Annotated in this window: 21 protein-coding genes; 15 read left to right on the plus strand and 6 right to left on the minus strand. The window is 47.3% G+C overall.

All coding sequences use genetic code 11. The features are described 5' to 3' along the window. Positions 1-5: 5 nt before the first annotated feature. From ASG81_RS06600 to ASG81_RS06620, 5 genes are all read right to left on the minus strand, one after another. Positions 6-1,220 (minus strand): hypothetical protein, encoded by a 1,215-nt coding sequence (locus tag ASG81_RS06600; protein WP_056630809.1) that lies wholly within the window; start codon positions 1,218-1,220, stop codon positions 6-8. Between the two features lie 114 nt (positions 1,221-1,334). Further along, a complete protein-coding gene (locus tag ASG81_RS06605) occupies positions 1,335-1,988 on the minus strand; it encodes a response regulator transcription factor (protein ID WP_056630812.1) in 654 nt (217 codons plus the stop codon). Continuing rightward, complete coding sequence (locus ASG81_RS06610) at positions 1,972-4,128, minus strand: histidine kinase (protein WP_056630815.1); 2,157 nt, start codon at positions 4,126-4,128, stop codon at positions 1,972-1,974. The genes ASG81_RS06605 and ASG81_RS06610 overlap by 17 nt, the downstream gene beginning before the upstream one ends. A gap of 66 nt (positions 4,129-4,194) precedes the next feature. Beyond that, positions 4,195-4,377 carry a hypothetical protein gene (locus ASG81_RS06615; protein ID WP_056630819.1) on the minus strand — a complete coding sequence of 61 codons (183 nt, stop codon included), beginning with the start codon at positions 4,375-4,377 and terminating at the stop codon, positions 4,195-4,197. A gap of 97 nt (positions 4,378-4,474) precedes the next feature. After that, on the minus strand, positions 4,475-5,425 hold the full coding sequence (locus ASG81_RS06620) for a polyprenyl synthetase family protein (protein WP_056630822.1): 951 nt from the start codon (positions 5,423-5,425) through the stop codon (positions 4,475-4,477). Positions 5,426-5,603: 178 nt separating this feature from the next. Between ASG81_RS06620 and ASG81_RS06625 the strand changes: the two genes are divergently transcribed. From ASG81_RS06625 to ASG81_RS06665, 9 genes are all read left to right on the plus strand, one after another. Continuing rightward, positions 5,604-7,277, plus strand: a complete 1,674-nt coding sequence (locus ASG81_RS06625) for a glutamine--tRNA ligase/YqeY domain fusion protein (RefSeq protein ID WP_056630825.1) — start codon at positions 5,604-5,606, stop codon at positions 7,275-7,277. Between the two features lie 75 nt (positions 7,278-7,352). Beyond that, positions 7,353-7,946, plus strand: a complete 594-nt coding sequence (gene mobA / locus ASG81_RS06630; RefSeq protein WP_056630827.1) for a molybdenum cofactor guanylyltransferase — start codon at positions 7,353-7,355, stop codon at positions 7,944-7,946. Positions 7,947-8,122: 176 nt separating this feature from the next. Continuing rightward, complete coding sequence (locus ASG81_RS06635; RefSeq protein ID WP_056630831.1) at positions 8,123-8,629, plus strand: GNAT family N-acetyltransferase; 507 nt, start codon at positions 8,123-8,125, stop codon at positions 8,627-8,629. 75 nt (positions 8,630-8,704) lie between these two features. Continuing rightward, entirely contained in the window at positions 8,705-9,157 is a 453-nt protein-coding gene (locus ASG81_RS06640) for a VanZ family protein (protein WP_081417175.1), read from the plus strand. 68 nt (positions 9,158-9,225) lie between these two features. Next, positions 9,226-10,287 (plus strand): histidinol-phosphate transaminase, encoded by a 1,062-nt coding sequence (gene hisC / locus ASG81_RS06645; RefSeq protein ID WP_056630836.1) that lies wholly within the window; start codon positions 9,226-9,228, stop codon positions 10,285-10,287. Positions 10,288-10,519: 232 nt separating this feature from the next. After that, positions 10,520-11,125 carry a TetR/AcrR family transcriptional regulator gene (locus ASG81_RS06650; RefSeq protein WP_081417176.1) on the plus strand — a complete coding sequence of 202 codons (606 nt, stop codon included), beginning with the start codon at positions 10,520-10,522 and terminating at the stop codon, positions 11,123-11,125. 6 nt (positions 11,126-11,131) lie between these two features. Then, positions 11,132-11,539 carry a DMT family transporter gene (locus tag ASG81_RS06655; protein ID WP_081417177.1) on the plus strand — a complete coding sequence of 136 codons (408 nt, stop codon included), beginning with the start codon at positions 11,132-11,134 and terminating at the stop codon, positions 11,537-11,539. Between the two features lies 1 nt (position 11,540). Next, positions 11,541-11,864, plus strand: a complete 324-nt coding sequence (locus ASG81_RS06660; RefSeq protein ID WP_056630845.1) for a DMT family transporter — start codon at positions 11,541-11,543, stop codon at positions 11,862-11,864. Between the two features lie 131 nt (positions 11,865-11,995). Continuing rightward, a complete protein-coding gene (locus ASG81_RS06665; RefSeq protein WP_056630847.1) occupies positions 11,996-12,673 on the plus strand; it encodes a serine/threonine protein kinase in 678 nt (225 codons plus the stop codon). A gap of 81 nt (positions 12,674-12,754) precedes the next feature. Here ASG81_RS06665 and ASG81_RS06670 read toward each other — a convergent pair whose 3' ends face one another. After that, positions 12,755-12,964 carry a hypothetical protein gene (locus tag ASG81_RS06670; protein WP_056630850.1) on the minus strand — a complete coding sequence of 70 codons (210 nt, stop codon included), beginning with the start codon at positions 12,962-12,964 and terminating at the stop codon, positions 12,755-12,757. A gap of 327 nt (positions 12,965-13,291) precedes the next feature. Between ASG81_RS06670 and ASG81_RS06675 the strand changes: the two genes are divergently transcribed. The 6 genes from ASG81_RS06675 to ASG81_RS06700 all read left to right on the plus strand — a co-directional run bounded on the left by ASG81_RS06675 (position 13,292) and on the right by ASG81_RS06700 (position 17,168). Beyond that, positions 13,292-13,711 carry an RrF2 family transcriptional regulator gene (locus ASG81_RS06675; RefSeq protein ID WP_056630853.1) on the plus strand — a complete coding sequence of 140 codons (420 nt, stop codon included), beginning with the start codon at positions 13,292-13,294 and terminating at the stop codon, positions 13,709-13,711. A gap of 73 nt (positions 13,712-13,784) precedes the next feature. Next, a complete protein-coding gene (gene trxA / locus ASG81_RS06680; protein WP_056630857.1) occupies positions 13,785-14,096 on the plus strand; it encodes a thioredoxin in 312 nt (103 codons plus the stop codon). Between the two features lie 268 nt (positions 14,097-14,364). Then, the gene (locus tag ASG81_RS06685; protein WP_235548760.1) at positions 14,365-15,147 is read left to right on the plus strand and encodes a glycosyltransferase family 2 protein; all 783 of its coding nucleotides are present in this window, start codon (positions 14,365-14,367) and stop codon (positions 15,145-15,147) included. Positions 15,148-15,185: 38 nt separating this feature from the next. Next, positions 15,186-15,530: a DUF2304 domain-containing protein gene (locus ASG81_RS06690; RefSeq protein ID WP_056630860.1), complete on the plus strand. Its 345-nt coding sequence runs from the start codon at positions 15,186-15,188 to the stop codon at positions 15,528-15,530. Next, positions 15,530-15,874, plus strand: a complete 345-nt coding sequence (locus ASG81_RS06695; protein ID WP_056630862.1) for an EamA family transporter — start codon at positions 15,530-15,532, stop codon at positions 15,872-15,874. The genes ASG81_RS06690 and ASG81_RS06695 overlap by 1 nt, the downstream gene beginning before the upstream one ends. Before the next feature lie 25 nt (positions 15,875-15,899). Next, the gene (locus ASG81_RS06700; RefSeq protein ID WP_056630864.1) at positions 15,900-17,168 is read left to right on the plus strand and encodes a phospholipid carrier-dependent glycosyltransferase; all 1,269 of its coding nucleotides are present in this window, start codon (positions 15,900-15,902) and stop codon (positions 17,166-17,168) included. Positions 17,169-17,256 lie beyond the last annotated feature (88 nt).

Here is a 17,256-nt window from a genome sequence, read left to right on the forward strand (position 1 = left end):
TTCGCTTAATTAAACCCGGTTGACCGGTCCGTCTCCTTGGCGAGCTCCTGCACCGCTGCGTCAAGCGCCGCAAGCTCGGCAATATTTCCAAGCGCCTCAACCCGGCTTTCCGCCGCCTCCAAAAAAGCATGAATCGCCTCGTAGCGCTTCCCCTCCAGCATCGATGAGGTTCCGCGAAGCAGCAAATATTGCTGCCGTTCATCTTCAGTCCGTAGCTGCTCCGGAGAAATTCGGTCGAGCACCTTCTTCAAGCGGCCGGTCTGTATACTGGACTCGACGAACAGCCGGAGCGCCATAGACTCTAACTCCATATGCTCCAACATCTCAAGAGCTTGCTTGAAATCATCGTTTAGCCGGTAAAGCAGCGCTCCCGCCAGCTCATCCTTCCCGGCATGGAGCCAGTCATCGAGAAAGTCGACCGTTCGCCTCTCTTCCTCGGTGACCGCGGTGAAGCTGTACGTTTGGACAGCCTGTCTTGTCAGCCCCTGCTTTAGCTCGATCGCGGACAAAAAGCGGTAATACATGCTCAGCGCGTCTCCTTTTTCTTCTAAGACAGCCAGCTCAAACGATGCAAGCAGTGACTCTTTCGCCCGTTCCAGATCGTAAATGAGGTACCGGAAGACCGCATGGAAAAATAAAGACTGAAGCCGATTCGCCCCTTGCTTCTCTGTCCCCGCGAGAAGCAGCTTGCTGTATCGTTCCGCCATACAGCGCTGCTGCAAACGAATGAGCGGCTTCGGGGAGAAGCCGCTAAGGGTCCAGCTAAAGGCCTGCCTTGCCAACAGGTCGCACACCTCGTCGCGGCCGTCCAGCAGGAAGACATGCTCCGCGCAAAAAGCCTGATCCAAGTAATAGAGCTCCGCATCGGCAATGATCAAATCGGCATGCGCGCACAGCCATTTGCGGCATTTCGTCCAAAGCGCCGGCTCACCCTGCCGGGGGGAATCCGGCATCGCAATAAGCTGCTTCGGGCCGGCAGCCATCGCCGCCTGAATCCAGTAAGGATGCATAACGACGGCTGCTGCTTCCTTCCAGTCGAAATGCTCTAATTGCTTCAATGAAAGAGCCTTTACAGCTGCGGGTGCCAGGGTTGAAACGGGGCCATTTGAAATGAAATAGATGTGATGCTGCCCGCTAAGCTTTTCGAACAGCTTTTGAAATGGTGCAGGGAGATTGTTCCAGCCGCCATCCGGAAAAATAACAAAGGACGAAGCAGTCACCGGCGATTCACCTTCCATCCTGTCAAATCATGTATTCGCTTTTATGAAGCCTATGCAGGGCCGGCATGTACGAATGCAAATAATATTTGCCATAATGGGAGGGGAGTTGCTGCTTTAATCGACGACCCGTTGAAAACGGTCGTCATTCGTAATTTTGGTCAGAGCCTCAGCCTTTGATTTAACGCCCAATTTGCCATATATTTTTTTTAAATAATTTTCGACAGAGCTCTCGCTAACGTGAATCGTGCTGGCAATCTTGCTGTTGGTGCATTTGTCGGCTAACATAGATAAAATTTTCTGTTCGGTCGTTGTCAGATCCGCTTCCCAATAGTGTTTAACGTGATCGGGGCGCTGCAGCTGAATCTGTCTGAATATAGGCAAAGGCACAATCGTATGCCCGCGGATGACGGCATGGATCATATCGACAATGTCCTGGAGCGATGCGCTTTTATTCAGAATGCCGCTCACGCCGCTTTCAATGAGACGATTAAAGTAGGGGACATAATCATAGCCCGTATGAATGATGATGTGAATGGAGGGATGCTTCTCCTTGATTGCTGCGGCAATATGAACGCCGGTGTCGTCAGGAAGGTTTAAATCGAGTATGACAACGGAAGGGAGCAGCTTTTGGACCATCTCAATTCCGTCTTTGCCGCTTGCGGCAATGCCAAGCACCTCAATGTGTGTATTCTGCTCCAACAAGTATTGAATACCGAACGCCATTGCCGGATGATCGTCAATAATGAGTACTTTAATTTCTGGATTCAAAAACGTCTCTCCCTTCCGCAGGCAGCGTAATAATAAGCTTTAATCCTTCTTTAATGGAGGTGAAATGCTGCATTTGTCCTTCTAAACTGTTGATCCGATGATGGATGCCATGCCAGCCGATGCCGTCATTATGTATGTTATCGTCAAATCCGATGCCGTCATCGCGATATTCGAGAACGAAGGCTTGACTTGCTTTGTATAAATGAAAATCGACCTCGTTCGCTTTGGAGTGCTTCTTGGCATTAGAAAGCAGCTCCTGCATGATGCGGAACAAATGATGGTGCACATCGGATTCGAGCTGATCCCACTCGGCCTTTTGTTCAATTCGCAAATGGAGCTTGAACGGAACATTCATTCGCTCCGTCTCAATCAGATTGGAGGCGGTTACGGCAAATCCGACTTCCTTCAGAAGATGAGGGTATAAGTGAAAGCCTGTTTCCCGCACATTTAAATTAATGATGTCTAAGTATTCGGCAAGCTCTTTTAATTCATTTTTTAAGGCTGCGGGATCGAGCGACCCGTCCCGAAGCGTTGTAACTCTCTGTTTTGCAAAATAAATATCCTGCATGACCGTGTCATGAAGGTCAGTCGCAACACGTCTTCGCTCTTTTTCTTGCATTTGATATAGAGATTTTCTGAACCACAAGTAAGAATCAGCGGGCTTGTCTGGAGCAGCTGCTGGTTCTGAGATGAGCTCGCTTACTTTCATCGACAGCTTCTCGGATAAGTATATGTTCTCAATTATAATTGAAAGCTGGGCATTTAACATCGCAATCCACTGCTGCTGTTCGGCGTTGAAGGGCAGATTTGGCGGCTTTCTTATCATAATCATATGACTTGAAAAGTCTAACTCCGGGTTGATCGCATAGATGACGTATTTGGAGTTGTGTAAGTCGCCGGTTTGTACAGCATGCTCCATCTCCGTTGTATTCAATGGACCATATACAGCCAGCCTCACTCTTGTATTGTCATTGAAACGTATGGCGGCCGCTTCCAGCCTAAGCGCCGTACAAATTTGCGGCAGCAGGCTGTACTGCGTATCCTCCAGCTTCTTAATTTGCCCGTGATCCGTCAGGATGCGATAAAATGCGCTTAGCCGGTTATTTCTAACAGGCAGCAAGAAAAGGGCAATGCTTCTATTTTGAAAAAGCTTGTTCCTTGCGGTGTAATAAATAAAGGTAGCCGGAAATAAGGTAATGAACAGGGCGGCATAAGAGTAACTAACGACTGGTTTTCCAAATAGGTCAGGTATGACCGATAACAGCAGAAACGGTAAAAACGATAGGGCAAAGGCGGTAAATATAATTTTAATGACCACTGCGGAAAAGGAGTATTCATGACGCTTTTTAAGGTAGACAAAAATTAAGAGAATGATCGAAAGCAGGGAACCGAGTGCAAAGCAAAGCAAGGTTATATAGCGATCCATAATGAAATAGGTATACATGGGCACAGCGAAAAAGTACGAAATACGCAGCACGGCCAGCGCGGTCAGCAGGATAAAGATATTTCTGAGCCAGCCGTAAGAAAATAGCTTATAGCCTTTTTCCGTAAGAAAATGGTAAATAAACTGGGCGAGCAAAAATGGAATAAACGACATCGCGTTCAGCGTAATGAATTTGGCTATGCCGTCTGCGCGTGAAGAGGCTTCAGCGCACATGAAGGCGAGTCCCATAAATAGGAACATCGTCAATAGAAAATAGACGGAATACGAATGCTTCACTTTAAAATAGACGAAGACAGATATAGCGAATAGGACAAGCTCGCCTATTAAACCCAACACGTATCTGGCTGAGAAATCGTTCGTGCTATTTCTTATATCATAGCTATAATGAATGCCGCCCCGGATCACATCAATAGATCGGGCCTGTTCAATATCTCTGAATTTCACAAGGGAGATGTGCGTGCCCGCTGGTTTTCCGTCAATGGTCACAACGGTATCATTTACGGCTAAACCTATTTTTTCGGCAGTGCTGCCTTTATAAATTTCAGAGATCACCCATGCGCCGGGGCCGCCGGCTTTCACTCCAATGCCCAAGTAGGGATAATGAAAAGTGATGTAACTGACCCATGAATGAATGAGCATCAATGCTGCGCCTACAACGATGAAGATAATCCGCTTGAAATATGGTGAGCTATGCATGGCAATATCCTTTCATAACGCATAATAAAAGAGCCTGACTTATTCGTCAGGCTCTTCATTATTCAATTAAGCCCAATAATCGGCTGACGAGTTTCCTGATGCGGCAGCAGGAGTAGCGAAAGAAAGTTTAAGAGCAGTTTTCTGTTCTTTAGAGATCGTTGCTTCTGTCAAAATAGCGGAGAGTTTTTCCTTTGAATTTCTGTTTGCTGCAATTTGAAGAGCGGTTTCTTTAAGCTGTGGTGACCACATGAGTAAATTCCCCCTGAAAATGGTTTTTTCGACAAATTTAATTATACCAAATTAGTCCAAAAGTTTGCCTTAATATTTTTTGGGGTTTACCGTAATTTTATTTGTGGAAATGGTCGATTGTAATGGATCTGAATCGAAGCGCCCATGGCTGAAGCGCAGGTATCGTTCTCAAAATATGATCCGCCTGCTGCAGGTAAAGGCTTTGAACAGCCGATATATATTCCGAAACGCCCGATGCAGCGATAAAATTGACAAGCTGCTTCTCTTGGGAGACTAGCTCCTCCATACCGCATACACCGTCGTAGTAGTTTGAGAGCATTGGAAATGCTTCCTTACTTAAGTCATACAAATACAGGGTAGCCAGCGTCTTTTTACGCTGAACGATATCATTTCTCTCTTGAATCAGCGTAAGGTTTTTTACATCATTTTGCAGTTGAGCGGCAATCCCGATGTGCTGAGAGCATTCAGCAAGCTTGCGGGCAGTCGTTTCATTTGCGTTTTCAATGAGCTGATAACCCATATGTACAGCAAGGCTGATGAGTGAAGCGGACTTCTCGGCAACTAATTGCAGGTATTCTTCTTCTGTGGATATGGCGTTCTGAATATCTTTATGCTGGCCATTATGGGCAGCTGCCAGCAGCTTAAGCACGGTGGAGTCCAAGGGCTTGCCAAGGCTGCCTGCGATTGCGGCAACCAGCAGACCCGAAGCACAGTTCATGGCGGCAGCAGGCCCGCACTGCATCCAGGGCGGCTCGAAATTGTCCTGATCCTGCAGATCGTCAAATATATCCAGACTGAGTATAATCAACTCCGTTTGTGCGGCTGCATGATAAATATCCGGAGAGCTGCCTCCCAGCATGTAATAGGAATACAGCGTCAGCTCAGACCATATCGTGGACTCCGTTTGTTTGTAGTGAACAAAACTTCTAACCATACGATTTAAGCTGTCTTCATGGAAGTGGCTGTCGATGATTCTGAACAGTTCGGTTGAAACGTTGTCGAGCATCAAGTTCAGGCTGTCCGGGGAGGCTAAAGCATTTTCATTCATTTGTGCTTCATCCATTCATTATATGGTTTTTAATTATCATAACTATTGTAGCATCTTAAATGATTGAATAAAGAGTTATTCTGCTTTCAGCCGCCGATATACAAGGAGTATTATAATTTCACGGAAATTTGTGTATTATAGTAGGATAAATATTTTCCGTGGGAAAGGTTGGTCGCAGATGGAGAATGCAGTAGAGAACAAGTCCTCATCCTCGAATTTTATAAAAAATATTGTAGTCGAAGATTTGAAGAGCGGCCATGTGCAGGAAGTTGTTACGCGTTTTCCGCCGGAGCCGAACGGCTATTTGCATATTGGGCATGCCAAGTCGATTTGTCTGAACTTTGAGCTCGCCGATGAATTTAAGGGCAAGACAAATTTACGCTTCGACGATACGAATCCGCTTAAAGAAGATACGGAGTATGTGGAGTCCATTCAAGAGGATGTCCGCTGGCTCGGCTTCGAGTGGGACGATCTTCGTTTTGCGTCGGATTATTTTGAAGAGCTGTACAACCGTGCCGTACTGCTTATCCAGAAGGGCAAAGCGTTCGTATGCGATCTGACGGCTGAGCAAATGCGTGAATATCGCGGCACGCTGACCGAGCCGGGCAAGGAAAGCCCGTATCGCAGCCGTACCGTGGAGGAAAACCTCGATTTGTTCGCGCGCATGCGCGCGGGTGAATTCAAGGACGGTGAAAGGGTGCTGCGCGCCAAGATCGACATGGCTTCGCCAAACATCACTTTACGCGATCCCGTTCTGTACCGCATTGCTCACACGCACCATCACCGTACAGGCGATGCATGGTGCATCTATCCGATGTATGATTATGCTCACCCGCTAAGCGATGCGATTGAAGGCATTACGCATTCCATCTGTACGCTGGAATTTGAAGACCACCGTCCGCTATATGACTGGACGGTTGCAGAATGCGAGATGGCTGCTACACCGCGCCAATATGAGTTTGCCCGTCTGAACGTAACCAATACGGTTATGAGCAAGCGCAAGCTGAAGCAATTGGTAGATGAAGCGGTCGTGGACGGCTGGGACGATCCGCGTATGCCGACGATCAGCGGCTTGCGCCGCAAGGGCTACACGCCGGAAGCGATGCGCGCATTTTGCCGCGAGATCGGCGTGTCGAAGAGCAACAGCCTCGTTGACGAGCGCAACCTTGAGCATTTTATTAGAGAAGATTTGAAGCTGAAGGCCCTTCGTACGATGGCTGTATTGCGTCCCCTTAAGGTTGTCATTACGAACTATCCGGAAGGCCAAACCGAGCTGCTGGAAGCTGAGAATAATGCCGAAAACGAAGCGATGGGAACGCGTCAAATACCGTTTTCCCGCGAGATCTACATTGAACAGGATGATTTTATGGAAAATCCTCCGAACAAATATTTCCGTCTCTTCCCCGGCAATGAAGTACGCCTTAAGAGTGCGTATTTCATAACGTGCCAAGAGGTGATCAAGGATGCGGACGGCAATGTTACCGAGCTGCATTGCACCTACGATCCGAAGACGAAGAGCGGATCCGGCTTTAACGAGCGCAAGGTTAAGGGTACGATCCACTGGGTGGAAGCATCCCAGGCGGTCGCTGCGGATTTCCGGTTGTTCGAGCCGCTTATTACGAGCGAGGCAGAAGAGGAAGGCAAGCCTTTCCTGGAATGCATCAACCCGAATTCGCTTGAATTGCTGCAAGGCTTCGTCGAGCCAAACATGAAGGATGCGGCGGGCAGCGACAAGTTCCAGTTTTTCCGGCATGGCTACTTCAATGTTGATCCAAAGGATACAACGGCAGAGAAGCTGGCGTTCAACCGTATCGTCTCGCTGAAGAGCTCGTTTGATCCGTCCAAAGCATAAGCCGAACGTAAACAGCCTGCCGAGCTTAAATCCTCGGCAGGCTGTTTTTCTTTCTATCCATAAGGAGGCGAAGAAGTGAAGCAGCAAGCTATTCACGGTTTAATATTGGCTGGAGGACAAAGTACAAGAATGGGGACAGACAAAGCGCTGCTGCCCATTAACGGAAGACCTTTGTTATACCGGCTCGCAAGTCAAGTAGCAGCCTTTACGCAGACAGTGACGATTGCTATTGGAGCGCCGCAGCGCGAGTCACTTTATCGTGAAGCGCTCAGTGATCTGGCAGCGCAAGTTAGCTTCGTCACCGATCAGTTTCCCGGCTGCGGACCGCTTTCCGGCTTGCATGCCGGCTTATCCGCAATCGCGGACGGGTATGTCTTCATCATCGCCTGCGATATGCCGCAGCTGTCTGCGCCATTGCTGCAGCAGCTGCTAAGCAGGATAGACAGCGGAGCTGATGTTATTCATGCTGCAGGTCAACCGTTTCATGCTATTTACCACACCCGAACAGCCGCGCAAATACAAGCAGCGCTCGAAGCTCAGGATTACCGGCTGATGGGCCTGCTTAATAGGCTTCAGACAATCGAAATTGCTATGAAAGAAGGAAGTCAATCAACTGCCTTTACCAACCTGAACACGCCGGAAGATTACAACAAATATACAGCTGAATAGCCGTTTATTTTTACTAAGCCCAGCCGTCCATTGATGTGATATAATTTGTCAAAGTTGGAAGGTTGATAAATTGAGATGAATAGAATCGGAAGTATAATTTAGGCGGTAAGTTAGCGAAACGAAATCGATTAAAGCAATCATCGGCTCTAGACATAGAAGGATAAGAGGTGGCGGGCATGTCCAGACAGCTGCAATATGAGATTGTTGACGCGCAGCTAAACGATCTGGAGCGCATTGTCGACATATATAATTCAACGATAGCAAGCAGAATGGTGACGGCGGACTTGGAGCCGGCGACAGTGGATAGCAAGAAAGCCTGGTTTGATGAGCATTCAGCCGATTTTCGGCCTTTATGGATACTGCGTATCGAGGGGGAAATTGCGGCGTGGTTTAGCTTTCAATCGTTTTACGGCCGGCCGGCTTATAATACAACGGCTGAAATCAGCATATACATAGCAGAGCAATACCGCGGCCTTGGCATTGGCTCGGTGCTCATCCAGAAGGCGATCGAAGAGTGTCCGCGCTTAGGGCTGAGCACGCTGCTTGGCTTCGTGTTCGGGCATAATGAGCCGAGCTTGGCGCTGCTTCGCAAGTTTGGATTCGAGGTATGGGGGCATTTGCCTAAGGTAGCGGTACTCGACGGCGTAGAAAGAGATCTGGTTATCTCAGGCAGACGCGTATGAAGCGAACCATTAGTGATATCCACGGCTGCTAGCCTTGGAGACTGTAAGCCTGTCGCTATAAGTGAGGTGAAAAGGATGCGGATGTACCCGAATGCTCATTTCAAAAGCTTACTGCTAAATTTATTTCTAACCGCACTCGCCTTAAGCTACGCGCTTATGATGGGCTGGCTGTTATTTTACCGCAATCGATATTTTCTTGAAGGTTACAACTATAATGTTGTACCGTTCTACACGATAAAAAAATATATCGTTCATCATGATCATTTTAACTTTGAAATCTGGTTCAAAAATTTGTTCGGAAACATCGTCTTATTCATACCGATCGGACTTTTCTTGCCTCTTTTAAATACGAAGTATAGAAGAGTGTTTATCCTAGTCGCCGTCGCTATATTGCTGATTACGGCCGTCGAGCTTATTCAGATGCTGGCACGGGTGGGGAGCTTCGACATCGACGACATTATTCTTAATACATTTGGAGCGCTGCTTGGCTTGCTGATGACCAATGCTGTCGTTCGCCAGGCTCTGTAATTGGGATACGCATTAATGTTAAAATAAAAGCAGCTATTGAAAGCCGATAACGAAAGGAAGATTAACCATTGAGTAAATTTTGGAGTCCGCTGACCGCATCGCTGGTACCGTACGTACCGGGTGAACAGCCGAAGGATAAAACGTATATTAAGCTGAACACGAATGAGAATCCATACCCGCCATCCCCGAAGGTAACCGAAGCGATTACGGGGGCGGCAAACGCCGATTTGCGTCTATATCCCGATCCTGCCTGCGACGTGCTTGTACAGGCTGCAGCCAATTATTACGGGCTGCGAGCTGAGCAGGTGTTTGTAGGCAACGGCTCGGATGAAATATTAGCGTTTGTTTTCGCGGCTTTTTTCGATCCGGCCAAGAAGCTGATGTTCCCGGATATTACCTACAGCTTTTATAAAGTTTATGCGAAGCTGTACGGTTTACAAACGGAGCTTATTCCGCTGGACGAGCAGTTTAATGTACAGGTCGAAGCATACCATTCGGATAATGGCGGCATCATCATACCGAATCCGAATGCGCCGACGGCTCAATTGCTCCCGCTCGAGGACATTCGCATGCTGCTTGAAAGCAATCCGAATCAGGCCGTCATCATAGACGAAGCGTATATTGATTTCGGAGGACAGTCGGCGGTGGAGCTGATTAAGGATTACCCGAATTTGCTCGTTGTGCAGACGCTCTCAAAATCACGTTCATTAGCGGGCTTGCGTGTCGGATTTGCTTTTGGCAGTGAGGAGCTGATCGAGGGGCTGAACCGGATCAAAAATTCATTTAACTCCTATACGCTTGACCGCCTCGCCTTAGCTGGCGCCGTTGCTTCGTTTGAGGATGAAGCTTATTTCCGGGAAACGACTGCAAAGGTTGTCGCTACGCGTGAGCGGGTGACGGAACAGCTGCTTGCGATCGGCTTTAAGGTAACCGATTCTAAGGCGAATTTCGTTTTTATCTCGCACAAGGCGATAGCGGCCAAAGACATTTTCCAGCAGCTGCGCGACAAGGGCGTGCTTGTCCGTTACTTTGATCAGCCTCGCATTCATGAATATTTGCGGGTGAGCATCGGGACGGATGAAGAGATGGACGCCTTTATTCAAGCGGTTCAAGAAATCGTGGGCAAGTAGTTCTGGATTCCGTTCAGCGTTAATTCATAAGCCATGCATGATCCCCTATGAAAGAGGAGCTTGCATGGCGTTTTTTATATTTCACCGCGAAACGAACTGTTGCCGCAAAAGGACGGCGACAGCCGTTTACGCTTGTATAAGCCCGTATCTTGACTTTTTGGCTGTTCCGTCTTAAAATTTACCTAACTAACGTTCGTTAGGCAAAAGGGCGGACATGTAAAACGGAGGAATAATGATGAGTACCGGGCTTACTACGGCTGAACGAATCAAGCAGGCGGCTTTAACGATGTTTACGGAATCCGGCTACGAAGGCGCATCCTTATCTGAAATTGCCAAAGCGGTCGGCATCAAGACGCCGTCCATTTATGCGCATTATAAGTCGAAGGAGCAGCTGTTCCTGCAGCTTGTTAAGGAAGTGATCGTCGAAGAGCGGAAGCAATATATGGAGCTCCTTCAGGCTATTGCGCAGGAGCCGATTAAGGATCAGGTATATCGATTATTTGAGTTTTTCACCGATCTTAAACATATAACGACCGGGCAGGCCTTCTTAAAGCGGACGATTCTGGTACCGCCGCGTCATTTGCGGAACCAGCTTAGACATGATTTTATGCGGTATGAGAATGAGCTAACCGAAGGTATTGTTGCCGTGCTGCATAAGGGAGCCTCCGGGGGACTGTTTGACAAACAAGAGGATGAGCGGCTCATTGCCGCCTTTTACGTATGCGTCGATGGTCTGCTCGTCGAAAACCAATTATATGAGGAAGAGCTGTTCGAAAAAAGAAAGCAAATGGTGTGGCAGTCATTATGGCAGCTTTGGACGATATCAGCGAGAGGGTGAATAACGATGCAGTGGATTTTTTTGCTGCTAGCCGGCTTTCTGGAGGTTGGCTGGACGTTTGGTCTTAAATATTCGGAGGGCTTTACGCAGCTTGTGCCCAGCATCATAACTGTAGTACTGCTTGCGGCAAGCTTTATGCTGTTTGCCCGCGCGATGCGAACGATTGAGATCGGCGTTGCATATGCGATGTTTACTGGGATGGGTACAGCGGGCACTGTCATAGCGGGCATACTTGTTTTGCATGAACCGGCTGATTTTTGGCGCTTGTTTTTTATCACTTTGTTAATCGCAGGCATCGTCGGGCTAAAGCTTGTGTCGAAGGATAAGCCGGAGCCGGAGCCGGTGCAGGTTTCAGCGCCTGCGACGGCACCGGTCATAACGAGCAGCAATGAATGTGAAAAGGTGGGCTCTTAATATGGCATGGGTCTTTTTAATCATATCGGGCTTAGGAGAGGTTAGCGGCGTCACTTTTATGAAGCTGTCCGACGGCTTTAAGCGCTGGAAGGGGACAGTAGGGGCGCTTGCTGCAGGCTTCGTGAGCTTTTTCTTCTTATCTAAAGCGCTGCAGACGATTCCGATTAGTACGGCTTACGGGATATGGACGGGAATAGGTTCGATTGGCAGTGTCTTGCTCGGCATGATCATTTTTGGCGAATCGAGGGATTGGCGTAAAATGCTATTTTTATCCATGATTATTGCAGGTGTTATCGGTTTAAGGGTCGTAAGCGGAGGCCATTAACGATATTTATATGAAGAGACCGTGATGAAGAGCTGGAAAGCTTTTTATCCCGGTCTTTATTTTTGCGGCGGGTGGTCTTACAATGAAAGGAAATAACGTTCATGGATAGGATGAAAGGAGAGCTGCTAATAATGGAGGAGAAACGTCTGGAGAAGCTCATTGCGCTCACGGAGCAGTCACTGCTCTCAGATTTAGAGCTGAACAGCATCGACCCAATGAATCCGATTCGCGTTGAAGAGACGCCGCAGGGCTGGGATCTCCTCGGAGCCGGCAATTACGCGGGCGTATTTACACATCCCCATTATTCGGATATCGCTGTGAAAGTATATGCGCCTGGACGCGAAGGCTGGGAAAGCGAATGCGAGGTATACCGGTTAATCGGCAATCATCCCGCATATTCGATGTGTTACCACGCAGGGGAGCATAAAGGTCATTATTATTTGATCTTAAAGCGGTTAAAGGGAAAGACCTTGTACCAATGCATCATCGACGGGGTGGCCATACCGAAAAAGGTCATTGAAGATATAGATCAAGCGCTCGAATATGCCCGCTCCCGCGGCCTGCATCCGCATGACGTGCACGGGAAAAATGTGATGGTAAAGGATGGGCGCGGCATCGTCCTCGATATTTCCGACTTTTTGAAAGAGGAGCCCTGCACGATGTGGGAAGATTTGAAAAGAGCTTACAATCGGATCTATATGCCCTTCTTATCCAAAAAGCCAAGACCGGTTCCTGAATGGGTGCTGAACGGCGTTCGCAAAGGCTATCGGTGGATGAGGAATTCTTCCGTGACGGGACGCTCGTCCTGATAGCGAAGCAAGAGCAGCGGCTCCCGCACGGGCAGCCGCTGTTTGGCAAAGCTTTGCTGTTTGAAGCTTTGCTCCTTCGCGTTAATGCTCCTGGTCAAAAGCGTCAAGCAGCACCTTGGCCTGATCGGCGTCCTTTTTAAGCACATGAATCCGTCTAAAGGAATTGCCTTCAATGGTAATTTTGGATTTCAATCCATTTGATTTGAAATGGGCTTGCAACCGGTCGATTAGCTCCGATCTAGAACCCCCTTCCGTACGAACGGGTATCCAACGATTCCAAAATAATGCCATTATGCGTCACCTCCTTTAAGTTTTACATAGTAAAACTAGATTAGGAAGCTTGTGCCTTCCGGCTATGGATAGCCAAACCGATGGCCAAACCGAATAAGGAAGCACAATTCATATTTCATATTTCATATTTATTCAGTGAAAGCGTTCAAACATGACAATGAGCAAAAAAATTATTTAAAGCTTATTTAAAGCTCCATTACCCAAAATTTGATGGCGAATAACTGTGTAAGCCGTGCCGTATGCTAAGAAAGGAATTTGGCGACCTGACTATTGACAAGGGTAACTGTAACTGATAAAATTACAGTACAAAGCAGGGAGGCCCTTACAGTGAACAGCGAATTTACGATTGCCGTACACAGTCTCGTTTATTTGGCTTATTTGCCGGACAGGATGGCGAGCAGCGATATGATTGCCGAGAATGTAGGCACACACTCTGCGCGTGTCCGGAAGGTGATGAGTGGTTTGCGCCGCAATGGATATGTGGATACGCGCGAAGGCTCTGGCGGCGGCTATCGGCTGACGATTGATCCGAGCGTGGTGACACTGGCCGATATTTATCGTGTTATGGCACAGGGCTCGCTTATTCCGAGCTGGTGCTCGGGCAATCCAGAGATGGATTGTGTCGTTGGATCGAATATGAATCAGGTGATGTTCGGTATATTTTGCACGGCGGAGAAGCAGCTGGAAAGCCATTTTAGCGCGATAACGATTGAGGATGTGTTGAAGCAAATTCATGCATGCGGTTAGCAAATGATGTTTCAATTAGCGGTGAGACGGGTATTCCCTTTATCATACAATTTGTTTGGAGAGGATGATTGAAATGGCAGTAGCATTGACGAAAGAAAATTTTAACGAGACCATTCAAAGCGGCGTTTCCCTTGTGGATTTCTGGGCACCTTGGTGCGGACCTTGCAAAATGCAGCTTCCGATCGTTGAGGAGCTTTCCACTGAGCTGGAAGGCCAAGCGGTGATCGCTAAAATTAACGTTGACGAGCAACCTGAGCTTGCATCGCAATTCGGCGTTATGAGTATCCCGACATTAATTTTGTTCAAAGATGGCCAACCTGTTGACAAAATGGTCGGCGTTCAAAGCAAAGATGCTTTGAAATCAAAAATTTCCGGACAAATGTAAGCAACATATTGAATCAAACAACCGTCTAAATATCGTCTGGTATCAGTCAATGGCTGAATACCAGGCGGTTTTTTTTTATAAATTATTCTCTTATCTATCAAACATTAATTACAAATTAAAGAATCTTCTGGGCATACTTTCCTTGGAGTTTACACAGTTTTTACACATTTTCACAACCGTTTTATTGCTTTCTAATAGAGTAATCTAGTAGAATTGGTATAATTGTGCACATCGGTGTGAAAAACTATGATTTATGGAGTGGTGAGAAGTGAACGCAGTCATTATGAAAAAGGACAGCACGGTTACAGGTGAGTCCCTGCGGCAAGGGAAGACGGTTTCAAAAATATTGATCATTATTCCGGCTTATAACGAAGAATACAGCATAAGCCATGTGATCCAGGATGTGAAGATGCATTGTCCGTCTGCCCATATCCTGGTCATCAATGACGGATCGAAGGACCGGACTCGCGAGGTAGCGGAAGCAAATGGTGCGGCTGTTGTCACACTTCCGACTAATCTGGGTATCGGCGGCGCGATGCAGACCGGGTATCGTTATGCTTATCGCTACGGCTATGATGTTGCCGTTCAGGTGGATGGAGACGGACAGCATAAAGCGGAGCAGCTTCACCTTATTTTAGAGCCGGTGCTGAGCGGGAAAGCAGATCTGACAATTGGCTCGCGTTTTATCGAACAAACGGGTTTCCTGTCGTCCGCGACACGGAGAGTCGGTATCAAAATTTTGTCTACGATTGTTAGCGCGATGACGCACAAGCGCGTCCTAGATGTAACATCAGGATTTCGCGCCGCCAACAAGCGTGCGATTTCCGTATTTCAAAGCGATTATGCGACAGACTATCCGGAAGTGGATTCCATCGTGCTTATTCATCGCAGCGGACTTAGGACGAGCGAGGTTGCCGTTGTCATGGATGCTCGTACGGGCGGAACTTCATCTATAAATGCGATGCGTTCGGTATATTATATGGTTAAGGTTACGCTGTCGTTGTTTATTCGCAGTCTGAAGGCATCGAAGCCGGCCGAGGTTCAATCGTAATAAGAAGTGAGTTTTGCTTTAAATAAGGAGGATACAACATGCAAGCCTTGTGGATTATCACAAGTGTAGTTTTTTTGTTCGTGCTGATTATGTTGATTAACCGCAGATTGCTGCGTGAGCAGTACTCGATGCTGTGGCTGTTGTTTGGTGTAGTTATGCTTATTTTATCGGTCAGGGTACAAATTATCGATGCTTTGGCAGATGCGGCAGGCATCGATTATGCGCCGGCATTGCTGTTTTTAGTCGGTATTTTGTTCTGTATCATGCTTATTCTGCATCTTACGGTCATCGTATCTAAATTATCGGAAAAGGTCATCCGTCTTACACAAGAGCTTGGTATTTTGCATCATGAGCTGCATGAACGCAAAAGGTCGGAGTCATAATGGCCTATATCGTATTGTTTTTTAATATTTTGCTGCTCGTCTCAGGTCAATTATTGTGGAAAATAGGTATGAATAAGCTTGATACGGCAAAGGGCGACAGTTGGGTATCTTTGCTATGGTCTCCGCATATTTGGTCGGGGCTTGTATTGTACGGCATCGCGACAGTTCTGTGGCTCTACGTCCTTAAGAAGCTGCCGCTTAGTTTAGCCTATCCGCTGCAAAGCACGGCTTATGTTATTGCATTGGTTGCAGCTGTATTGATATTTCACGAATCGGTGCCGCTGCAGCGCTGGATTGGTGCTGCTATTATTTTGGCCGGTGTCGTCGTACTCGCTTGGAAATAGGTATTGTTAGGATTGAGGAGGATTCATGAAAGTGGTGGAATGGGTTAGACATAATAAAGCATGGACGATAGCGATCGTCCTTATTTTTTTGCTGGCCTTCTGGCTAAGGGCTGATTTTATTATTTCGGTTAAGCATACCGTATCGCATGATACGAAGTATTACGATGAGATGGTGCATCGGCTGCTCGATAAAGGCATCTATGCCTATAAGGAAGACGTTTCTAATGCGAGGGTAACGCCGGGATACCCGTTATTTATGACCGGCATGTATATCGTGGCCGATCAGCTCAGCGTAGAGCCGTTTCCGCTTATCCGATGGTTTCAGGTGCTCATCAGCCTAGCGTCATTAATTTTGATTTACATGATTGCAATGCAGGCAACAAGAAATAAATGGGTTGCGATTGTTTCGCTGTTTATCGGAGCGGTTTATCATCCTTTTATTTGGGCGAACGGGGCCATTCTTACTGAATCGCTTGCGTTATTTTTTCTAATGGCCTACTTATCTATGCAGCTTTCTGCCTTTCGTACGCAAAGGAAGCGCGATGCCGCGCTTGCAGGTGTTTTATTAGGGCTTACGGTACTCGTCAGAGCGGAGTTTTTACCGTTATTTGTTCCGCTGTATGGGGTGTTTTTGCTTCAGCAGTGGTTTAAACCCAAATCGGTTCAGATGGCGGCGACAGCCTCCAAGCTGGCTGTTTTCAAAAAAATCGCATTGCTGGGCGTTATTACAGGTCTTTGCCTATCGGCTGCGATGCTCCCTTGGTGGATACGTAACGTTGTGTCATTGAATGAATTTGTATTGACGGCTTCCCAGTCTAATCCGTTTAAAGCAGGTACATATCCGAACAAAGATTATACCGACAAAATCATTGTCCAAAACGGCATGTCGCAGAACGAATATGCATGGGCGCGCATTAAAGCAGGCTTCACTCAGCAGACATGGAAATACGTAAAATGGTATACGGTAGGAAAGCTCAAATATACGTATTCGCATATGTTCTTCGGTTCCGGGCATTCTCCGATTTATCATGCCTATCCGAAAGTAGCTGGTTTGCACCTGCTGATCGTATACAGCACGATCATTCCGCTGCTCGGGCTAATATGGAGATGGAGACATTCGGCCGTCATGCTGGCGGTTGTCATTATTATTATGTCGATGATTAGGCTAGTGTTCGTACCGGAGTACCGGTATAACTTTACGGTGATGCCGTTGTTTATCATTTTGTCGTCGTGGCTTGGCGTGTATATTTTGCAGAAAATAGGGTCTTCTATATCACGTAGAAAAACAGTTTAAGTTACAGTGACGAGAGACTGCCCCGAGGCTATAATCCCGGAGTGGTCTTTTTTTGATTTTTCGCTGCAACTTCCCCATTGTACGGCAC

This window comes from Paenibacillus sp. Soil522 (assembly GCF_001428245.1).
GTDB lineage: Bacteria > Bacillota > Bacilli > Paenibacillales > Paenibacillaceae > Pristimantibacillus.

Bases quoted from the DNA above. Each gene is read 5' to 3' on its own strand.
- ASG81_RS06695 (WP_056630862.1), top strand. From the start codon at position 15,530: ATGGCCTATATCGTATTGTTTTTTAATATTTTGCTGCTCGTCTCAGGT.
- ASG81_RS06655 (WP_081417177.1), top strand. From the start codon at position 11,132: ATGCAGTGGATTTTTTTGCTGCTAGCCGGCTTTCTGGAGGTTGGCTGG.
- ASG81_RS06615 (WP_056630819.1), bottom strand. From the start codon at position 4,377: ATGTGGTCACCACAGCTTAAAGAAACCGCTCTTCAAATTGCAGCAAAC.
- ASG81_RS06650 (WP_081417176.1), top strand. From the start codon at position 10,520: ATGATGAGTACCGGGCTTACTACGGCTGAACGAATCAAGCAGGCGGCT.
- trxA (WP_056630857.1), top strand. From the start codon at position 13,785: ATGGCAGTAGCATTGACGAAAGAAAATTTTAACGAGACCATTCAAAGC.
- ASG81_RS06660 (WP_056630845.1), top strand. From the start codon at position 11,541: ATGGCATGGGTCTTTTTAATCATATCGGGCTTAGGAGAGGTTAGCGGC.
- ASG81_RS06690 (WP_056630860.1), top strand. From the start codon at position 15,186: ATGCAAGCCTTGTGGATTATCACAAGTGTAGTTTTTTTGTTCGTGCTG.
- ASG81_RS06620 (WP_056630822.1), bottom strand. From the start codon at position 5,425: ATGAATGAAAATGCTTTAGCCTCCCCGGACAGCCTGAACTTGATGCTC.
- ASG81_RS06640 (WP_081417175.1), top strand. From the start codon at position 8,705: ATGCGGATGTACCCGAATGCTCATTTCAAAAGCTTACTGCTAAATTTA.
- ASG81_RS06670 (WP_056630850.1), bottom strand. From the start codon at position 12,964: ATGGCATTATTTTGGAATCGTTGGATACCCGTTCGTACGGAAGGGGGT.
- ASG81_RS06625 (WP_056630825.1), top strand. From the start codon at position 5,604: ATGGAGAATGCAGTAGAGAACAAGTCCTCATCCTCGAATTTTATAAAA.
- ASG81_RS06665 (WP_056630847.1), top strand. From the start codon at position 11,996: ATGGAGGAGAAACGTCTGGAGAAGCTCATTGCGCTCACGGAGCAGTCA.
- ASG81_RS06635 (WP_056630831.1), top strand. From the start codon at position 8,123: ATGTCCAGACAGCTGCAATATGAGATTGTTGACGCGCAGCTAAACGAT.
- ASG81_RS06700 (WP_056630864.1), top strand. From the start codon at position 15,900: ATGAAAGTGGTGGAATGGGTTAGACATAATAAAGCATGGACGATAGCG.
- ASG81_RS06610 (WP_056630815.1), bottom strand. From the start codon at position 4,128: ATGCATAGCTCACCATATTTCAAGCGGATTATCTTCATCGTTGTAGGC.